The following is a 16557-nucleotide window of genomic DNA, read 5'->3' on the forward strand; positions in this document are numbered from 1 at the left end:
GGCATCGGGGTCTCCTCCCCCGCCGGCTATTCGTGGAACGCCTCTACCGTGACCCTGCGGCCCAGCATGAAGGCGTCGGCCACCAGCGTCAGAGGCCGGGTGTCGACCTCGGACGCGTTCGTTGCCAACAGGTCGGCGAGCCGCGCGTAAAGCGCGGGGTATTCGCCATGAATGCCCGGCGCGACATCGTCCCAATCGGTCGGCGCGGCGGAATCGATCGACAGGACTGCGCCGCCCTGCGTCAGCGTCAGCGTGCCTGCGTCGGTTTCGGCGGTGATGGTCCAGAACGGATCGCCTTCGTCAAGGAAGTTCAGATCCGCCAGCATCGTCATGCCCGGCCCCTTGAACTGCACTTCCGCCGCGATGGGCGTTTCGCAGTTCGCCGGGAACCGCAGTTCTGCGCCGGTGACGTGAACCGGCACGGGCAGGATCTCCGTCAGGATCGAAAAGGCGTTGATCGCGGGGTCGAAGACACCCAGACCGCCTGCCTCCCAGATCCATTTCTGACCGGGATGCCATACGCGGACGTCTTCCTTCCAGTCGACGCGGACGCGGGCCACGGTCTTGTCCGCCAGCCACGCCTTGGCGGCGGCCACGGATTCCGCATGCCGGGAATGCCACGTGGCGTAAAGCGTCAGGCCCTTTGCTTCGGCAATCGCGGCCAGATCGTCGACCTCCGCCAGGCTGGCGCCCGGGGGCTTTTCCAGCATCACATGGCGACCGGCTTCCAGCGCCGCGCGGGCGCCGTCATAGCGCACCTGCGGCGGGTTGCAGAACGAGATCACGCCGATTTCGGGCCGTGCCTCCATCAGTGCTTCCAGCGTGTCGTAATTGTCGACGCCCTCGATCCCGCCAGACCGGCTGACGGTCGCGGCAAGCCGGAACTGTCCGCCATCCGCAATCGCCGGGACGTGCTGGTCGCGAGCGATTTTGCCCACGCCGACAATAGCGAGGTCAGTGACTGTCACGAGGCACCTCGCTTCCCCGGTTCCCTTTCAGGAAGTCGAAATCCGCGCCCGTTTCGGCGCCTTCGACATGGTCATAGTAAAGCTGCGTATACCCGCCGACAGGCGGATCCACCGGAGACGTCCACTCGGCCATCCGCGCCTCAAGCTCCTCGTCCGAGATATCGAGGTGCAGCCGTCGCGCGTCTACGTCCAGTTCGATCATGTCGCCGGTCTTCACCACGGCGAGCGGACCACCAGCGGCGGCCTCGGGCGAGGTGTGCAGCACCACGGTGCCATAGGCCGTGCCCGACATCCGCGCGTCCGAGATGCGGACCATGTCGGTTATGCCCTTCTTCAGCACCTTGGGCGGCAGGCCCATGTTGCCGACTTCGGACATGCCGGGATAGCCCTTGGGCCCGCAGTTCTTCAGGACCATCACGCAGGTCTCGTCGATCTCCAGCGCGTCGTCGTTGATCTTGGCCTTGTAGTCGTCGATGTCCTCGAACACGACGGCGCGGCCGCGGTGTTTCAGCAGGTTCGGACTGGCGGCCGACGGTTTCAGGACAGCGCCACCGGGGGCAAGGTTGCCCTTCAGCACGGCGATCCCGCCCGACTGGGCCAGCGCCTTTTCGACCGGCAGGATGACGTCGTCGTTCCAGTTGACGGCGTCCTTCACCTCGTCCCAGATCGGGCCGCCGGACACGGTCAGCGCGTCCTTGTTCAGCATGTCGGCTTCGCCCAGACGCTTCAGGACGGCGGGGAGGCCGCCGGCATAGAAGAACTCCTCCATCAGGTACTTGCCCGATGGCATCAGGTTCACGATGGTCGGCACGTCGCGGCCCAGGCGGTCCCAGTCGTCCAGCGTCAGGTCGACGCCGACGCGGCCTGCCAGCGCCAGCAGGTGGATGACCGCGTTGGTCGACCCGCCGATGGCGCCGTTGGTGCGAATCGCGTTTTCGAAGGCGGCTTTCGTCATCACGTCGGACGGTTTCAGATCGTCCTTCACCATGTCGACGATCCGGCGGCCCGTCATCTGCGCCATCACCTTGCGGCGGGCATCTACGCCCGGGATCGCGGCATTGCCCGACAGGGCCATCCCCAAAGCTTCGGCCATGCTGGCCATGGTGCTGGCGGTGCCCATCGTGTTGCAGGTGCCCGACGACCGGCTCATCGCCTGTTCGGCCTCCAGGAAATCTTCCTGCGTCATCTTCCCGGCCTTGATGTCTTCGGACATCTGCCAGAGCGCGGTGCCGGACCCGACCCGTTCGCCCCGGAACCAGCCGTTCAGCATCGGCCCGCCGGACACGACGATGGACGGCAGGTCGGTCGAGGCCGCGCCCATCATCAGGCTGGGGGTGGTCTTGTCACAGCCCACCAGCAGCACGGCGCCATCGATGGGCTGGGCGCGCATGACCTCCTCCACCGCCATGGCGGCAAGGTTGCGGTACATCATCGCCGTGGGTCGGAAGGTGTTTTCCGACGCCGAGAACACCGGGACTTCCACCGGGAAGCCGCCTGCCTGCCAGACACCGGCCTTCACCTTCTCGGCCAGCTCGCGCAGGTGACCGTTGCACGGCGTCAGATCCGACCACGTGTTCAGGATGCCGATCACGGGCCGCCCGTCGAACTGATCATGCGGGTGGCCCTGGTTCTTCAGCCAGCCGCGGTGATAGATATTGTCGCGCGATGTGCCGCCATACCATTCCTGGCTGCGCAGCTTTCTGGGCCATTCGGCCTTGGTGAAGGTCATGGGATCCCCCTACAGTACCGTGACACGCGCCATTTCGGGCGCAGCCGGTACCGGCAACTGTTTCAGCGGATTGCGCAACGGCAACCCGAACTCGGGCGCCTCGATCTCGAAGACGTCGCCTTCCTGACACGACAGGCCCTTCGCGAAGGACAGCGTCGCGGTGCCGAACATGTGCACGTGCACGTCGCCCGGTTGGCGGAACAGATCGTACTTGAAGTGGTGGTGTTCGAGGTTGGCAATGGTGTGGCTCATGTTGGCTTCGCCCGACAGGAAATCCTCTTCGAACAGAACCTCGTCGCCGCGCCGCACGCGGGACTTGCCGCGGATGTCCTCCGGGAGATCGCCCACCAGCATCTCCGGCCCGATCGAGGCGGGGCGCAGCTTGGAATGCGCGAGGTACAGGTAGTTCTGCTTTTCCAGCACGTGGTCGGAGAATTCGTTGGCAATGGCAAAGCCCATGCGGAACGGGGTGCCATCGTCGCCGATGATGTAGATGCCCGCGATCTCGGGCTCTTCCCCGCCGTCCAGCCCGAAGGTGGGCGACGTCAGCGGCGCGCCGGGCGCGACCAGCGCATCGCCGTTGCCCTTGTAGAACCACTCCGGCTGAACGCCCGGGGCCCCATTCGCGGGTTTGCCGTTTTCGATGCCCATACGGAACATCTTCATGGAGTCGGTTTCGTCCTCGACCTTCGCGCCCGCGTGCATCGATGCGCGGGTGGAGGCGGAGCCCAGATGCGTCAGTCCCGTCCCCGTCAGATGCAGATGCGCCGGATCGGGATGCAGCACGGGCGGTAGCAGGTGGCCTTCGGCATACAGGCGTTCGATATCGACCGCCCCGTTCAGCCCCAGCGACGCGATCCGGTCGCGCAGGCCTTCGCCCTTGGTGGCGCAGTCGAGTGCCAGATCATAAAGGTTCTGGTCGGTCTTCACTTCGAAGGCCTCGGTCCCGTCACGGGCCAGAATCTGGATACGGCCATCGGTCTTGCGATATTGCGACAACAGCATTTGCTCAGCCCTTCTGCTTGTTCATGACGTCGAAGATCACGGCGGCCAGCAGCACGAGGCCCTTGATGACCTGCTGCCAGTCGATACCGATCCCAAGGATCGACATTCCGTTGTTCATGACCCCCATGATGAAGGCGCCGACGACGGCCCCCACCACGGTGCCCACACCGCCCGACATCGACGCGCCGCCGATGAAGACCGCGGCGATCACGTCCAGTTCGAACGAGATGCCGGCCTTGGGCGTCGCCGTGTTCAGGCGTGCCGCGAAGACAAGGCCCGCCAGAGCGGCGAGCATCCCCATGTTGGCGAAGGTCAGGAAGGTCAGTCGCTTGGAGTTGATCCCCGACAGCGACGCCGCCTTTTCGTTCCCGCCGATGGCATAAAGCCTGCGGCCGAATGTCGTTTTCGACGTCACGAAGGAATAGATCGCGATCAGCAGGGCCATGACGATGAAGACGTTGGGCAGCCCGCGGAAATCGGCCATCAGCCAGCTCATGTAGACGAGCGCGGCGAAGATCAGCACGCTTTTGACCACGAAGAAGGGCAGCGGTTCGTCGGCGATGCCGGTCTTCTGCTGCATCAGCCGCGTGCGGAAGGACAGAAGGAACAGCCCCGTCGCGACGGCCACGCCGATCAGGAGGGAGAAGAGGTTCAGCTCTTCCCCGCCGAGAAGGTCCGGCACGAAGCCAGATGAGATCAGCCGGAATTCCGCCGGGAACGGGCCCACGGACTGGCCTTCGAGCAGCCACAGCGTAAGACCCTTGAACACCAGCATGCCCGCCAACGTCACGATGAAGGACGGGATGCGGAAATAGGCGACCCAGAAGCCCTGCGCCATGCCGATCACGGCGCCCACGGCCAGGCAGATCACGGCTGCAATGCCGTATGGAATATCGAGATCCACGATCAGCACCGCGGCCAAGGCCCCGATGAAGCCGAGGACCGAGCCGACGGAAAGATCGATATGCCCGCAGACGATCACCATCAGCATGCCGATGGCCATGATCACGATATACGAGTTCTGAAGGATCAGGTTCGTCAGGTTGACAGGCTTCAGCAGGATGCCCCCGGTGGCGATCTGGAAGAACGCCATGATCGCGATCAGCGCGAAGAGGATGCCGTATTCCCGCAGGTGTCCGCGCAGGAACGCAAGGCTGGATCGCCCCTCCCCTGCCCCGCGTTCGGACGGATCGTTAGCCAATTCGCTCATGTATCTTCCCCACGTTCGGACCCGGTCTTGATGATCCGCGTCATGATCTTTTCCTGGCTGGCCTCGGCCGTTGCCATTTCGCCCACGAAGCGGCCTTCGTTCATGACGTAAAGCCTGTCGGTGATACCCAGCAGTTCCGGCATCTCCGACGAGATGACGATGATCGCCTTGCCCGATGCGGCAAGATCACGGATCACCGTGTAGATTTCGAATTTCGCGCCCACGTCGATGCCGCGGGTCGGTTCGTCCAGGATCAGGATGTCCGGGTCGGCGAACAGCCATTTCGACAGCACGACCTTCTGCTGGTTGCCGCCCGACAGGTTGACCGTCACCTGCTCGATCGAGGACGACTTGATGTTCAGCCGCTCGCGGTAGGTCTCGGCCACCTCGGCCTCGCGCCGCGGCTCGACGATGCCGTTCGATGCGATGGCTTCGAGCTTTGCCAAGGGCACGTTGCGGCGGATGGTTTCATCAAGGATCAGGCCGTAGGTCTTGCGGTCTTCCGTGGCATAGGCCAGCCCCGCATTGATCGCGTTGCGCACCGACGACAGGTTCGCCGCCTTGCCTTCGATGGTCGCCGTTCCGCTGATGTCGCGGCCATAGCTGCGGCCAAAGAGGCTCATCGCCAGTTCGGTGCGCCCGGCGCCCATCAGGCCCGCGATGCCCAGCACCTCGCCCCGGCGGACATGGAAGCTGACATCGTTCACGACCTTGCGTTCGGGATGCAGCGGGTGATGAACCGTCCAGTTCTTCACCTCCATCACCGTCTCGCCGATCTTCGGGTCACGGTCGGGGTAGCGGTCCTTCAGCGACCGGCCGACCATGTCGCGGATGATGTCGTCTTCGCTGATGCCGTCCTTGCAATCCAGCCGCGCCACGGCAGAGCCATCGCGCAGCACGGTGATCGTGTCGGCCACGCGGGAGATCTCGTTCAGCTTGTGGGAAATCAGGATCGAGGTGATGCCCTTCGCCTTGAATTCCAGAAGCAGGTCCAGAAGCTTCTGGCTGTCGTCCTCGTTCAGGGACGACGTGGGTTCGTCAAGGATCAGCAGGCGCACGTTCTTGGAAAGCGCCTTCGCGATCTCGACCAGCTGCTGCTTGCCCAGGCCCAGGTTGTCGACGATGGTTTCGGGCGGATCGGACAGGCCGACGCGGGCCAGCAGCTCCTTGCTGCGGCGGCGGGTCTCGTGCCAGTCGATCACGCCGCCCCTGGCGCGTTCGTTGCCAAGGAAGATGTTTTCGCCCACCGACAGAAGCGGCACCAGCGCCAGTTCCTGGTGGATGATGATGATGCCATCGCTTTCGCTGTCGTTGATCCCGCGAAAGCTTTTGACGTTGCCGTCATAGACGATGTCGCCGTCGTAGCTGCCATGGGGATAGACGCCTGAAAGCACCTTCATCAGGGTCGATTTCCCGGCTCCGTTTTCGCCCACCAATGCGTGGATCTCGCCTTCCGAGACCTGCAGGTTGACGTCATCCAGCGCCTTCACGCCGGGGAACGTCTTTGTAATTCCACGCATTTCGAGGATCTGGTTCATGACTTGCCTTCGCACAGCTGTACCGTGGCCCGCAGACGGGCCGGGCGCCGCCCGGACAGGTCCGGACGGGGTTTGGGGACCGGGCGGGCGGCAGGGAAGCCGCCCCCCGGTCCGGGAGGTTCAGTCGATCTGGTCTTTGGTGTAGTAGCCGCTGTCGATCAGCACTTCTTCCCAGTTGGCTTCGGTGACCGGCACCGGCTCCAGCAGGTAGGACGGGACGACCTTCACACCGTTGTCGTAGGTTTCGGTGTCGTTGATCGGCGGCTCGCCGCCTTCCAGCATCGCGTTGACCATCTCGACCGTCACGCGCGCCAGTTCGCGGGTGTCCTTGAAGATGGTGGAATACTGGTCGCCGCGCAGAATTGCCTTGATCGACGGGATTTCCGCATCCTGGCCGGAAACGATCGGCATCGGCATATCGCCCGAGCCATAGCCCACGCCGCTGAGCGACGAGATGATGCCGATGGACAGCCCGTCATAGGGCGAGAGCACGCCATGCACGGTTTCGTCGCCGGTGTAGTTGGCCGACAGCAGGTTATCCATGCGTGCCTGGGCAACCGATCCGTCCCAGCGCAGCGTGCCGACCGTGTCCATGCCCATCTGGCCCGACGGGATCACGATATCGCCGGAATCGATCAGCGGCTGCAGCACCGACATCGCGCCGTCATAGAAGAAATAGGCGTTGTTGTCGTCCGGCGAACCGCCGAACAGTTCCACGTTCCACGGTTTCTGATCCGGGAAGCGTTCCTTCAGACCGTCGACCAGCGTGTTGGCCTGCTGCACGCCGACCTGGAAGTTGTCGAAGGTGGCGTAGTAATCCACGTGATCGCTGTCGCGGATCAGGCGGTCGTAGGCCACCACGTCGATATCCGCCGCGTCCGCGTTGGCCAGGGCCGAGGTCAGCGTCGTGCCGTCGATGGCCGCGATCACCAGCACGTTCGCGCCCTTGGTGATCATGTTCTCGATCTGGGCCAGCTGGTTGGGAATGTTGTCTTCGGCATATTGCAGGTCGGTCGTGTAACCGGCGGCTTCGAACTGCTTCACCATGTTTTCGCCATCGGCGATCCAGCGGGCCGAGCTTTTCGTCGGCATCGCGATCCCGACCGTCCCCTTGTCCTGGGCCGCGGCGGCACCCGCCGTCAGAGCCACAAGGGCCGTCGTCGCCAAGACGCGTTTGATGAGTGTCATGCTGTCCTCCCATGCGCCGCACCGCCGCCCCGATGGACGTGCGTCGGCAGGTTATTCCTGATGGTCCGCAGGGCTCTCTGCCGATCCGGCATTCCCTACGCTCTGCGGGTGGGCAAGGGATGACGTGCTGCACCATCGCATTCAAATTAAAAGACAGCTGTTCAACATACCGGAAATGATATATGTGGGGCGCAACATCAGGTTCGGATCGAAATGGTCAAACTCACGGATACAGCCAAGCCCGTTCGCGACATGCTTGTCCGCCAAGGCCTGCGGTTCTCGCAGCTTCGCCTCTTGGCGGCATTGGCCGAAACGGGCCAGGTCTCGGCCGCCGCGGCGCAGCTGGCGATCACCCAGCCCGCCGCGTCGCGCCTGTTGGCCGAGCTTGAGCGCATGGTCGGCGCCACGCTTTACACCCGTCACGCCAAGGGAATCGTACTCACGGATTCGGGCGAATTGCTGTCCGCCCGCGCCCGGGCGATCCTGCGGCATCTGGATGACACCAGCCACGCCCTGTCGGAAATGTCGCGCGGCACCCGCGGCCTTGTCCGCATCGGCGCGGTCACCGGTCCGGCGCTGGAGATTGTCCTGCCCGTCATCCGCGACCTGCGCGTGACATACCCGGATATCGAGATCACGGTGCAGGTCGATACGTCGGACAAGCTGGCCGAGGGGCTCATGTCGGAGGCGCTCGATTTCTACGTTGGCCGCCTGCCCGACGGGTTCGATGCCCGGTCGTTCCAGATGCAGCGTATCGGGCCAGAGCCTGTGACGCTGGTGGTACGCTCCGAACACCCGCTGGCCCGGCGCGACGGCATCACGCTCGAGGATTGCCTGATCTACGACTGGGTGATGCAGCCTCCGGGCGGCCTGCAACGGCGCACGGTGGAAACCTACCTGCTGGAAAACGGCTTTCCCCTGCCCCAGCGGGTGCTGGGCACGTCATCGCTGCTGCTGACGATGGCGCTGATCAGCGACACGAACGCCGTCGCGCCGGTCACCCAATCGGTGGGCGAATTCTATGCGGCGCGCAGCGGTCTGGGCAGCAACATCCGGCTGCTGGACATCGACGCCGACATCGCGGTGACACCGTTCTCGCTGGTCAAGCGCGCGGGCCAGGCGCCCACACCGCAAGCCGCCCGCGTGCTGGATCTGGTCGAACGCCGCATCGCCTCGCGCAACGCGGCGCCCACCCCGTAGGGTGCGTGGTCCCCACGCACCTTTCGCGGTTTACAGTTTCTCGGTCAGTTCCGGGACGGCTGCGAACAGGTCCGCGACCAGGCCGTAATCGGCGACCTGGAAGATCGGCGCTTCTTCGTCCTTGTTGATCGCGACGATGATCTTCGAATCCTTCATGCCTGCTAGGTGCTGGATCGCGCCCGAGATGCCCACGGCCACGTAGAGGTCCGGCGCCACGACCTTGCCGGTCTGGCCCACCTGCCAGTCGTTCGGCGCATAGCCCGAATCGACCGCCGCGCGCGAGGCGCCGACTGCCGCGCCCAGCTTGTCCGCCAGCGCTTCGATGATGGCAAAGCTCTCCTCGGATCCAACGCCACGGCCGCCCGACACGACGATGCCCGCGCTNCGTCGGGAAGTCCGGCAGGGTCGCGGTTTCGACCGCGCCCGAGCCGCCTTCGCCCACGGCGTCGAAATTCGCCGTCCGCACCGTGATCACCTTGGTCGCGTCCGACGATTTCACCGTCTGGATCGCGTTGCCGGCATAGATCGGACGTTCGAACGTGTCGGCATCGACCACGCCAGAGATGTCCGAGATCACCATCACGTCGAGCAGTGCCGCCACGCGGGGCATGATGTTCTTCGCGTCGGTGGTGGCCGGCGCCATGATGTGGCTGTAATCGCCGGCGAGCGAGGCGATCAGCGCCGCGGTGGCTTCGGCCAGGCGGTGGCCCAGGGCGGGATCTTCGGCGACCAGTACCTTCGACACGCCATCGAGCTTGGCCGCCGCTTCGCCCGCGCCGGCGGCGGATGCGCCGGCGGCCAGAACGGTCACGTCGCCCAGCGACTTCGCGGCGCTCAGCGCCTTGCCGGTCGCATCGGCAGAGAGTTCACCATCGGTGATTTCGGCAAGCAGAAGAACAGCCATTACACAGCCCCCACTTCTTTGAGTTTCGCTACCAGCTCGTCGACCGAGCCCACGATGATCCCCGCCGCACGGCCCGCGGGTTCGGAGGTCTTCACGACCTCGAGCCGCGGGGTGACGTCGACGCCGTAATCGTCGGCCGACTTCTCATCCAGCGGCTTCTTCTTCGCCTTCATGATGTTGGGCAGCGAGGCATAGCGCGGCTCGTTCAGGCGCAGGTCGACGGTGACGATGGTGGGCATCGTGACCTTGATCGTCTGCAGACCGCCATCGACCTCGCGGGTGACGACGGCATGCTCACCATCGATGTCCAGCGCCGAGGCGAAGGTCGCCTGGCTCCAGCCCATCAGCGCCGACAGCATCTGGCCCGTCGCGTTCATGTCGTTGTCGATCGCCTGCTTGCCGCAGAGCACGAGGCCCGGCTGCTCTTCGTCGATGACACCCTTCAGGATCTTGGCAACGGCGAGCGGTTCGATGTCGTTGTGCACGTCGTTCGACGCCACGACCAGGATCGCGCGGTCGGCGCCCATGGCGAGCGCGGTGCGCAGCGTTTCCTGCGCCTGCTTGACGCCGATGGAGACGACGACGACTTCTTCGACCTTGCCGGCTTCTTTCAGACGGATGGCTTCTTCGACGGCGATTTCGTCGAACGGGTTCATCGACATCTTGACGTTGGCAAGATCGACCCCGCTGCCATCCGCTTTCACGCGGACCTTCACGTTATAGTCGATCACGCGCTTGACGGGCACGAGTACCTTCATGGGCAATATTCCTTGATCGTAAGTCAGTTATAGTCAGGCGCGCTTCACAGCGGCCGAATAGGCAAGCGCGGCCTCGATGGCCTGGATCCGGGGGATCTGGAACCAGCGTTTCATGTAGCCGAAGGCCTCGGCCGGCATGGCGGCGTAGGTTTCCAGCGCCTCAATGGCGCTGTCGCGCAGGGTTTCCGCCACAACCACGGTGCAGGGGCCGCCCCGGTCCTGCAATTCGCGCGCGGGCACGCGGCGGGCCGACATGCAGATGTCATAGGCCAGCCCCTTGTTCGTGGCGCATTCCACGATGGCCGCGGAATAGGGCGAGGCGAGGCCGATCTTCACTTCGGGCATCTGGAACGTGGCACTGTCATCCGCCACGATCCGGTCCGTCAGCAGTGCATTCATGAACGCCCCGCCCAGCATCTTGCCCCGGGCCATCACGACGATGGGCCGGGGGCAGTTCACCGTGGCGTCAATCAGATCCCGCACGATGCTCACCCGGTAGGGGCCAGCGTCGGCGTCGCTCATACCCTCGGGCACCTTCAGGTCGATGCCACCGGAAAAGACCCGTTCGGATTCGCTGGTCCAGATCAGGCCTTTCAGCTCTGGCTCCTCGGCAAGGCGCCCGATCGCTGCGACGTACCCATCGGTCACCGCGCGCGAGATCGCGCTGCCCTTGTCCGGGCGATTGATCGAGGCCCAGAGGATACCGTTTTCTTCCGTCACGATAAGATCGCTCAACGGGACTTCCTTTCGTGCGTGCGTATGGTCCCGCCGCGACGGGGCGGGACCGGGGCCGGTCAGATCTGGCGGTTGGCGTCGGACCAGTAGGGATCGCGCAGCTTGCGCTTGTAGATCTTGCCCGACGGATCGCGGGGCAGTTCGTCCATGAAGATGAACGTCCCGGGCACCATGAAACCGCTCAGCTTCGTCTTGCCGAAGGCCGTCAGGTCAGCCGGGTCCAGCGTGACGCCGGGGCGGGCCTCCACGGCAAGCGCCAGGCTTTCGCCCAGTTCGTCATGCGGGATGCCGAAGGCCGCGCAATCCATGATCTGGGGATGTTCCAGGAACGGGGCTTCGACCATCGTGCAGTAGATGTTGCTGCCGCCCGAGATGATCATGTCGCGCTTGCGGTCGGTGATGTACAGGTACCCGTCTTCGTCCAGATACCCCACATCGCCAAGCGACAGGAGGCCGTGGCGTTCCATGTCCAGCCTGTCCTGATGGCGGTTCTGGTAGGTGAAATCGGGATAGCCCGGGTGGCGGCAGTAGATCTCGCCCACCTCCCCCGCCGGAAGTTCGTTGCCGTCATCGTCGAAGATCTTGACGATGGCGCCTTCCACCGGCGGCCCGACAGAGCCGGGATGATCCAGGAAATCCTGTGACGTGGCATAGGTGACGATGCCGGTTTCCGTGCCGCCGTAAAGTTCGAACAGCACGGGGCCGATCCAGTCGATCATCTGAAGCTTGATGTCACGCGCACAGGGCGCGCCGCCGTGGATTACGTGTTCCAGCGTCGAGACATCGTATTTCAGGCGCACTTCATCCGGCAGCTTCAGCAGGCGCACGAACATCGTGGGCACCATGAAGGTATGGGTGATCTTGTACTTCTCGATCATCGCCAGGTAGGTCTCGGGCTCGAACCTTGTGACCAGCACAAGGTGCCCGTCCACGGCCCAGACGCCATCGGCTGTCGACAGCGGGGCAGAATGGTACATCGGCGCGGCCAGCAGGCAGCGCATCCCGTGGATATAGGCGTTGTGGTGGTTCTTCAGCGCGACGCTGACCGCGGCCTTCCGCTTGACGCCCTTGGGCCGCCCCGTGGTGCCGGAGGTGTAGACCATCGCCGTGGGCTTGACCTCCACATCGTCCTGGAACGGCGCGAACCCGTTCGACCAGTCTTCCAGCGATGTTTCGCCATCCTTCAGCGGGCAGTTTTCGTCCGCAACGGAGTACGGCGCCCGCAGGTAGTCGGGCGTTTCCACCAGCAAGACCAGCACGTCACGGTCCAGCAGCTTTGACACGGCAGGGCCGTGCCTGTGCCAGAGGTCGGAATGCGCGACCAAGACGCGCGAGCCGCTGTCGTTAATGATGTAGGCGATCTCCTCGGCCGAGAAGTGCCAGTTCACCGGTGTGGCGACGGCGCCCATAAGCTTGGCCGCGGCCATGCAGACCACGAACTCGATATCGTTGCGCATCAGGGTGTTGATGGCTTCGCTGTATTCGACACCGGCGTCCTTCAGACCGGCGGCAACTTTCCGGGCATAGGCCATCACCTCGTCATTGGTCATGTACCTGTCGGCGATTGTGACCGAACCTTCCACTCTTACCCCTCCTCGATATCCAGTTGATCGGCGTAAAGCCCTGTTCTGACGTGTCGAAACCCACCTTAGGCCCGGCGCTCTGACAGCGATATAGCCGGCTCATGAAAAACAATCAACTGTTGACACTTTGACAGGCGACAGTTTACCACTCTGCACGGCGAGCATGAACTTCGGTGCCAAGAAGATCCGGCAGAATTGCAGGGCACGACACGCGTGACCCGTGCGAAAGCATGGCAATTCGGCACAGGCGGACACCTACCGGCAGGTCATTCTCATGGATCACAAACTGGGAGGTGGAAATGAATTCACTTTTGTATTCCGGCGCACTGACATGTGCCCTGTTGCCCTTCGCCGCCGCAACGGCAAACGCGGAAATGATGCTGCGCTATGTCGAAGGCAGCCCCAACCGCGGGGCGAAGGCCATCGCGCTCGAAGAGTTCGGAACGAACCTTTCGGATCTGACCAACAACGAGCTGGGGGTCGAGTTTCACTGGGGCGGGGCCCTGCTGAAATGGGGTGCGATCCTTGATGGCGTGGCCGTCGGCACCGCCGACATGGGCACGCTGATCGGGGCCTATAACCCGAAGGAACTGCAAGCCCTGCGCATCGGCGACCTGCCCATTGGCGATTCCGGTGATGCATGGGTCGGCTCGCGCGCGATGTACGACCTGATGACGACAAACCCGGACATGATCGACGCGCTGTCGCGTCAGAACGTGGTCTATTTCGGCGCGATCCACACCACCGCCGGCCAGTTCATGTGCAACGGCGCGGACATCAAGGGCGTGGCCGATCTGCAGGGCAAGAAGGTCCGCGGTGCGGGGCTTTACAGCCAGGCGCTGTCCGACATGGGCGCGACCAGCGTCAGCCTGACCTTCGGCGACATCTACCAGTCGCTGGATTCCGGGCTTCTGGATTGCTCGCAGGTCTATCTGTACACCATCGATCCCTACAAGTTCTGGGAAGTGATCGACCAGGTTCTGGTGGTTGACTGGGGCCAGGTCGTGGGCATCGCGTCGGGCATCAACAAGGATGTCTATGACGGGTTGACCGAAGACCAGCAGGCCGCCCTGATCGAGGCCGGCGTCACCCTGACCGACCGTCAGGCGCAGCTGCTGATCGAACAGCACGATGCAGCGCTGAACGCGCTGGAAAACGACGGTTACGGCAAGCCCGTGCAGGTCATTCACGCATCGGCCGACGATACCGCGATGCTGGCGGACGCAAGCGAGAAGTACATCCAGGAATGGAAGGACGAATTCGCCGCCGCAGGCTATGACGCCGACGCCGCGATGACCCAGTACCGCGAGCTTCTGGCCAAGTACACCAAGGAGCGTGACGAAAAAGGTTACCCATGGACCCGTTAAACGGCCCTGACAGGCGGGCATTCTTCGTGCCCGCCTGGCGCAAATCGCGGGGCGTGCTGGGGGGCATGGAAAAGGTCTTCCTGACCATCGCCGCCCTGATGATCCTTGCCATGTCGCTGTACGTGGCCACGGGCATCGTGCTGCGGACCTTCTTCGCCGGCAAGCTGTACGACGAAGTGTCGATCATCGGCGAGATGATGGTCGCCGCGATCAGCTTGTCCTTCGCCTATGTCGCCGCCGAGCGCGGCTTTGTCGCGGTCGAGATCTTCACCAACCGCGCCGGACGCAAGGCCCGCCTGTGGCTGGATATCCTTGCCTCGGCCGTGGGTCTGGCCGCGCTGATCCCGATCTCGATCGCCGCGGGCAAGGCCGGGCTCAGGACGTGGACCGAAGGCAGCTATTTCTTCGGCACGCTGAACCTGCCCGAATGGCCGGGCTACTTCGTCTACATCATCGGTGTGACCGTGTTCCTGCTGCGCCTGACGGATCTCATCATTCACGATCTTCTCTGTGTGCTCGGCGTGATCGAAGACGACGATCCCGCGCACGCGGATCTCTGACCGGACCGGTTTCATGGATATCAGTACCATCGGCATCTACGGCTTCTGCGCCGTGTTCATCCTGCTTGCCCTGCGGGTCCCGATCGCCTTCACGCTGGTGTCGGTGGCCACGGTCTGCACGCTGGTCGCCTATTCGTGGCGGCCGGGCACCGAATTCGACCTGGATCGCGGCTTCCGCCCGGCGCTGGGGCTGATCCAGTCGAACGCCTACGAGTTCCTGCATTCCTATGAGCTCAGCATGGTGCCCATGTTCATCCTTGCCGGGCACCTCGCCTTTCATTCCAAGGTCACGACGAAGATCTACTTTGCCGTCAGGATCTGGCTGGCGCAGGTGCCGGGTGGTCTGGCCGTGGCTTCGCTGATCGGCTGCGGCGGGTTTTCCGCGATCACGGGGTCAAGCATGGCCTGCGCGTCTTCCATGGGGAAGATCTGCGTGCCCGAGATGTTGAAGTACAAGTATTCGCCGCAGCTTTCGACGGCCTCCGTCGCGGTCGGCGGCACGCTGGGCGCGCTGATCCCGCCTTCGGTCCTGTTCATCATCTACGGGCTTTTCACCGAAACCTCGGTCAGCCGGTTGTTCCTTGCGGGCGTCCTGCCCGGCCTTCTCAGCCTTCTGGGCTACATCATCACCGTGGTGATCTGGGTGAAACTGCGCCCCGACGTGGCGCCCAAGGTGGCAGAGGACCTTGGCATCGGCGAACGCCTGATGGCCCTGCTGCAGGCCTGGCCCGCCTTCGTGCTGATGGGCACGATCATTGGCGGCATCTACGGCGGCATCTTCACCGCGACGGAGGCCGCGGCGATCAGCGTTGCCTTCATGCTGTTCTACGGCCTTGTCTGGCGCACGCTGTCCTTCGGGGACATCCTGCTCTCGCTTCGCGAAACCGCGGCGCAGACGGCCGCATTGTTCCTGATCGCGGTCGGCGCCAAGATCTTCGTGTCCTTCGTGTCGCTGTCCGGCGTCACGCGCGACTTTGCCGATTTCATCGCCAATAGCGGTTTTTCCGACTGGTTCATCCTGCTGTGCATCGTGCTGCTGTACCTTGTGATGGGCATGTTCCTTGATCCGCTGGGCACCATGCTGCTGACGCTGCCCTTCCTTGTGCCGCTGGTCGAAAACATGGGGCTGGATCTGATCTGGTTCGGCGTGATCGTGGTCAAGCTGCTGGAGATCGGGCTGATCTCGCCCCCTGTGGGGCTGAACGTCTTCGTCATCAACAGCGTGGTCACGCGCGAAATCCAGGTGCACACGATCTTCTTCGGGGTGGCCAAGTTCCTTGTGGGCGACCTGATCGTGCTGGGGCTGCTGGTGACGTTCCCGATGATCTCCCTGCTGCTCCCGACGACAATGTTTTAAGGTGTCGTCGGGATGCGGGGTTCAGTGGATCAGCTTGAAGACGCCGGTCGCCGTGACGACCAGCGTGCCTTCGTCATCCTCGATCCGCGCGGTGCAATGCGCGATGGATCGGCCGGACCGCAGGCAGGTGCCGAACGCATGCAGCGTGTCGCCCTTCGCGGGCGCTACGAACACCGTCTGAAGATCGACGGTCACGCTGCCCTGCGGGCCACCGGGTGCCCGCGTGCTGCGCAGTGCGGCGCCGCAGGTCTGGTCCAGCATCGTCAGCAGGACGCCGCCGTGCACGATGCCAAAGAAGTTCCGGTGATGATCCTGAAGCTCCAGCGACAACCGGGACTCTCCATTGTCGAGCGCATCGACATTGATCCCGATATGACCCCCAAAGCCGTAGATTTCCGCATGTGCCGTCATTTGAGCCTCCTGCCCGTTGAACGGGTGGAATTTCGATTGCGACG

General features: G+C 63.7%; 14 protein-coding genes and 1 pseudogene. 4 read left to right on the forward strand and 11 right to left on the reverse strand.

Annotated elements, in window-relative coordinates; translation table 11 throughout:
• Nucleotides 1–26: 26 nt before the first annotated feature.
• From D4754_RS08290 to chvE, 6 genes are all read right to left on the reverse strand, one after another.
• On the reverse strand, nucleotides 27–968 hold the full coding sequence (locus D4754_RS08290) for a Gfo/Idh/MocA family protein (RefSeq protein WP_121062549.1): 942 nt from the start codon (nucleotides 966–968) through the stop codon (nucleotides 27–29).
• Nucleotides 955–2697 carry an L-arabinonate dehydratase gene (gene araD / locus D4754_RS08295; protein ID WP_121062550.1) on the reverse strand — a complete coding sequence of 581 codons (1743 nt, stop codon included), beginning with the start codon at nucleotides 2695–2697 and terminating at the stop codon, nucleotides 955–957. The genes D4754_RS08290 and araD overlap by 14 nt, the downstream gene beginning before the upstream one ends.
• Nucleotides 2698–2706: 9 nt before the next feature.
• Nucleotides 2707–3702, reverse strand: coding sequence for an AraD1 family protein (gene araD1, locus D4754_RS08300; protein ID WP_121062551.1), 996 nt, complete (start codon nucleotides 3700–3702; stop codon nucleotides 2707–2709).
• A gap of 4 nt (nucleotides 3703–3706) precedes the next feature.
• Nucleotides 3707–4912, reverse strand: coding sequence for a multiple monosaccharide ABC transporter permease (gene mmsB, locus D4754_RS08305; RefSeq protein ID WP_121062552.1), 1206 nt, complete (start codon nucleotides 4910–4912; stop codon nucleotides 3707–3709).
• Nucleotides 4909–6450, reverse strand: coding sequence for a multiple monosaccharide ABC transporter ATP-binding protein (gene mmsA / locus D4754_RS08310; RefSeq protein WP_121062553.1), 1542 nt, complete (start codon nucleotides 6448–6450; stop codon nucleotides 4909–4911). The genes mmsB and mmsA overlap by 4 nt, the downstream gene beginning before the upstream one ends.
• Before the next feature lie 120 nt (nucleotides 6451–6570).
• Nucleotides 6571–7638, reverse strand: coding sequence for a multiple monosaccharide ABC transporter substrate-binding protein (chvE, locus tag D4754_RS08315; protein WP_121062554.1), 1068 nt, complete (start codon nucleotides 7636–7638; stop codon nucleotides 6571–6573).
• Between the two features lie 213 nt (nucleotides 7639–7851).
• Here chvE and D4754_RS08320 point away from each other — a divergent pair, with 213 nt between their 5' ends.
• A complete protein-coding gene (locus tag D4754_RS08320; RefSeq protein ID WP_121062555.1) occupies nucleotides 7852–8838 on the forward strand; it encodes a LysR family transcriptional regulator in 987 nt (328 codons plus the stop codon).
• 30 nt (nucleotides 8839–8868) lie between these two features.
• Here D4754_RS08320 and D4754_RS08325 read toward each other — a convergent pair.
• The 4 genes and pseudogenes from D4754_RS08325 to D4754_RS08340 all read right to left on the reverse strand — a co-directional run bounded on the left by D4754_RS08325 (nucleotide 8869) and on the right by D4754_RS08340 (nucleotide 12818).
• A pseudogene (locus D4754_RS08325) lies at nucleotides 8869–9742 on the reverse strand (electron transfer flavoprotein subunit alpha/FixB family protein).
• On the reverse strand, nucleotides 9742–10500 hold the full coding sequence (locus D4754_RS08330) for an electron transfer flavoprotein subunit beta/FixA family protein (RefSeq protein WP_121062556.1): 759 nt from the start codon (nucleotides 10498–10500) through the stop codon (nucleotides 9742–9744). Before D4754_RS08330 ends, D4754_RS08325 begins: the two are co-directional and overlap by 1 nt.
• Before the next feature lie 33 nt (nucleotides 10501–10533).
• Complete coding sequence (locus D4754_RS08335; protein WP_163025838.1) at nucleotides 10534–11235, reverse strand: enoyl-CoA hydratase/isomerase family protein; 702 nt, start codon at nucleotides 11233–11235, stop codon at nucleotides 10534–10536.
• Nucleotides 11236–11294: 59 nt separating this feature from the next.
• Entirely contained in the window at nucleotides 11295–12818 is a 1524-nt protein-coding gene (locus D4754_RS08340; protein WP_121062558.1) for an AMP-binding protein, read from the reverse strand.
• Between the two features lie 299 nt (nucleotides 12819–13117).
• Here D4754_RS08340 and D4754_RS08345 point away from each other — a divergent pair, with 299 nt between their 5' ends.
• The 3 genes from D4754_RS08345 to D4754_RS08355 are packed head-to-tail and all read left to right on the forward strand — an operon-like array spanning nucleotide 13118 to nucleotide 16102.
• Nucleotides 13118–14185 (forward strand): C4-dicarboxylate TRAP transporter substrate-binding protein, encoded by a 1068-nt coding sequence (locus tag D4754_RS08345; protein ID WP_163025839.1) that lies wholly within the window; start codon nucleotides 13118–13120, stop codon nucleotides 14183–14185.
• The gene (locus D4754_RS08350) at nucleotides 14173–14745 is read left to right on the forward strand and encodes a TRAP transporter small permease (RefSeq protein ID WP_121062560.1); all 573 of its coding nucleotides are present in this window, start codon (nucleotides 14173–14175) and stop codon (nucleotides 14743–14745) included. Before D4754_RS08345 ends, D4754_RS08350 begins: the two co-directional genes overlap by 13 nt.
• A 13-nt stretch (nucleotides 14746–14758) precedes the next feature.
• Nucleotides 14759–16102 (forward strand): TRAP transporter large permease, encoded by a 1344-nt coding sequence (locus D4754_RS08355; protein ID WP_121062561.1) that lies wholly within the window; start codon nucleotides 14759–14761, stop codon nucleotides 16100–16102.
• A 21-nt stretch (nucleotides 16103–16123) separates the two neighbouring features.
• Here D4754_RS08355 and D4754_RS08360 read toward each other — a convergent pair whose 3' ends face one another.
• On the reverse strand, nucleotides 16124–16513 hold the full coding sequence (locus D4754_RS08360) for a PaaI family thioesterase (protein ID WP_163025840.1): 390 nt from the start codon (nucleotides 16511–16513) through the stop codon (nucleotides 16124–16126).
• Between the last annotated feature and the right edge of the window lie 44 nt (nucleotides 16514–16557).

This window comes from Chachezhania antarctica, assembly GCF_003646465.1.
Lineage (GTDB): Bacteria > Pseudomonadota > Alphaproteobacteria > Rhodobacterales > Rhodobacteraceae > Chachezhania > Chachezhania antarctica.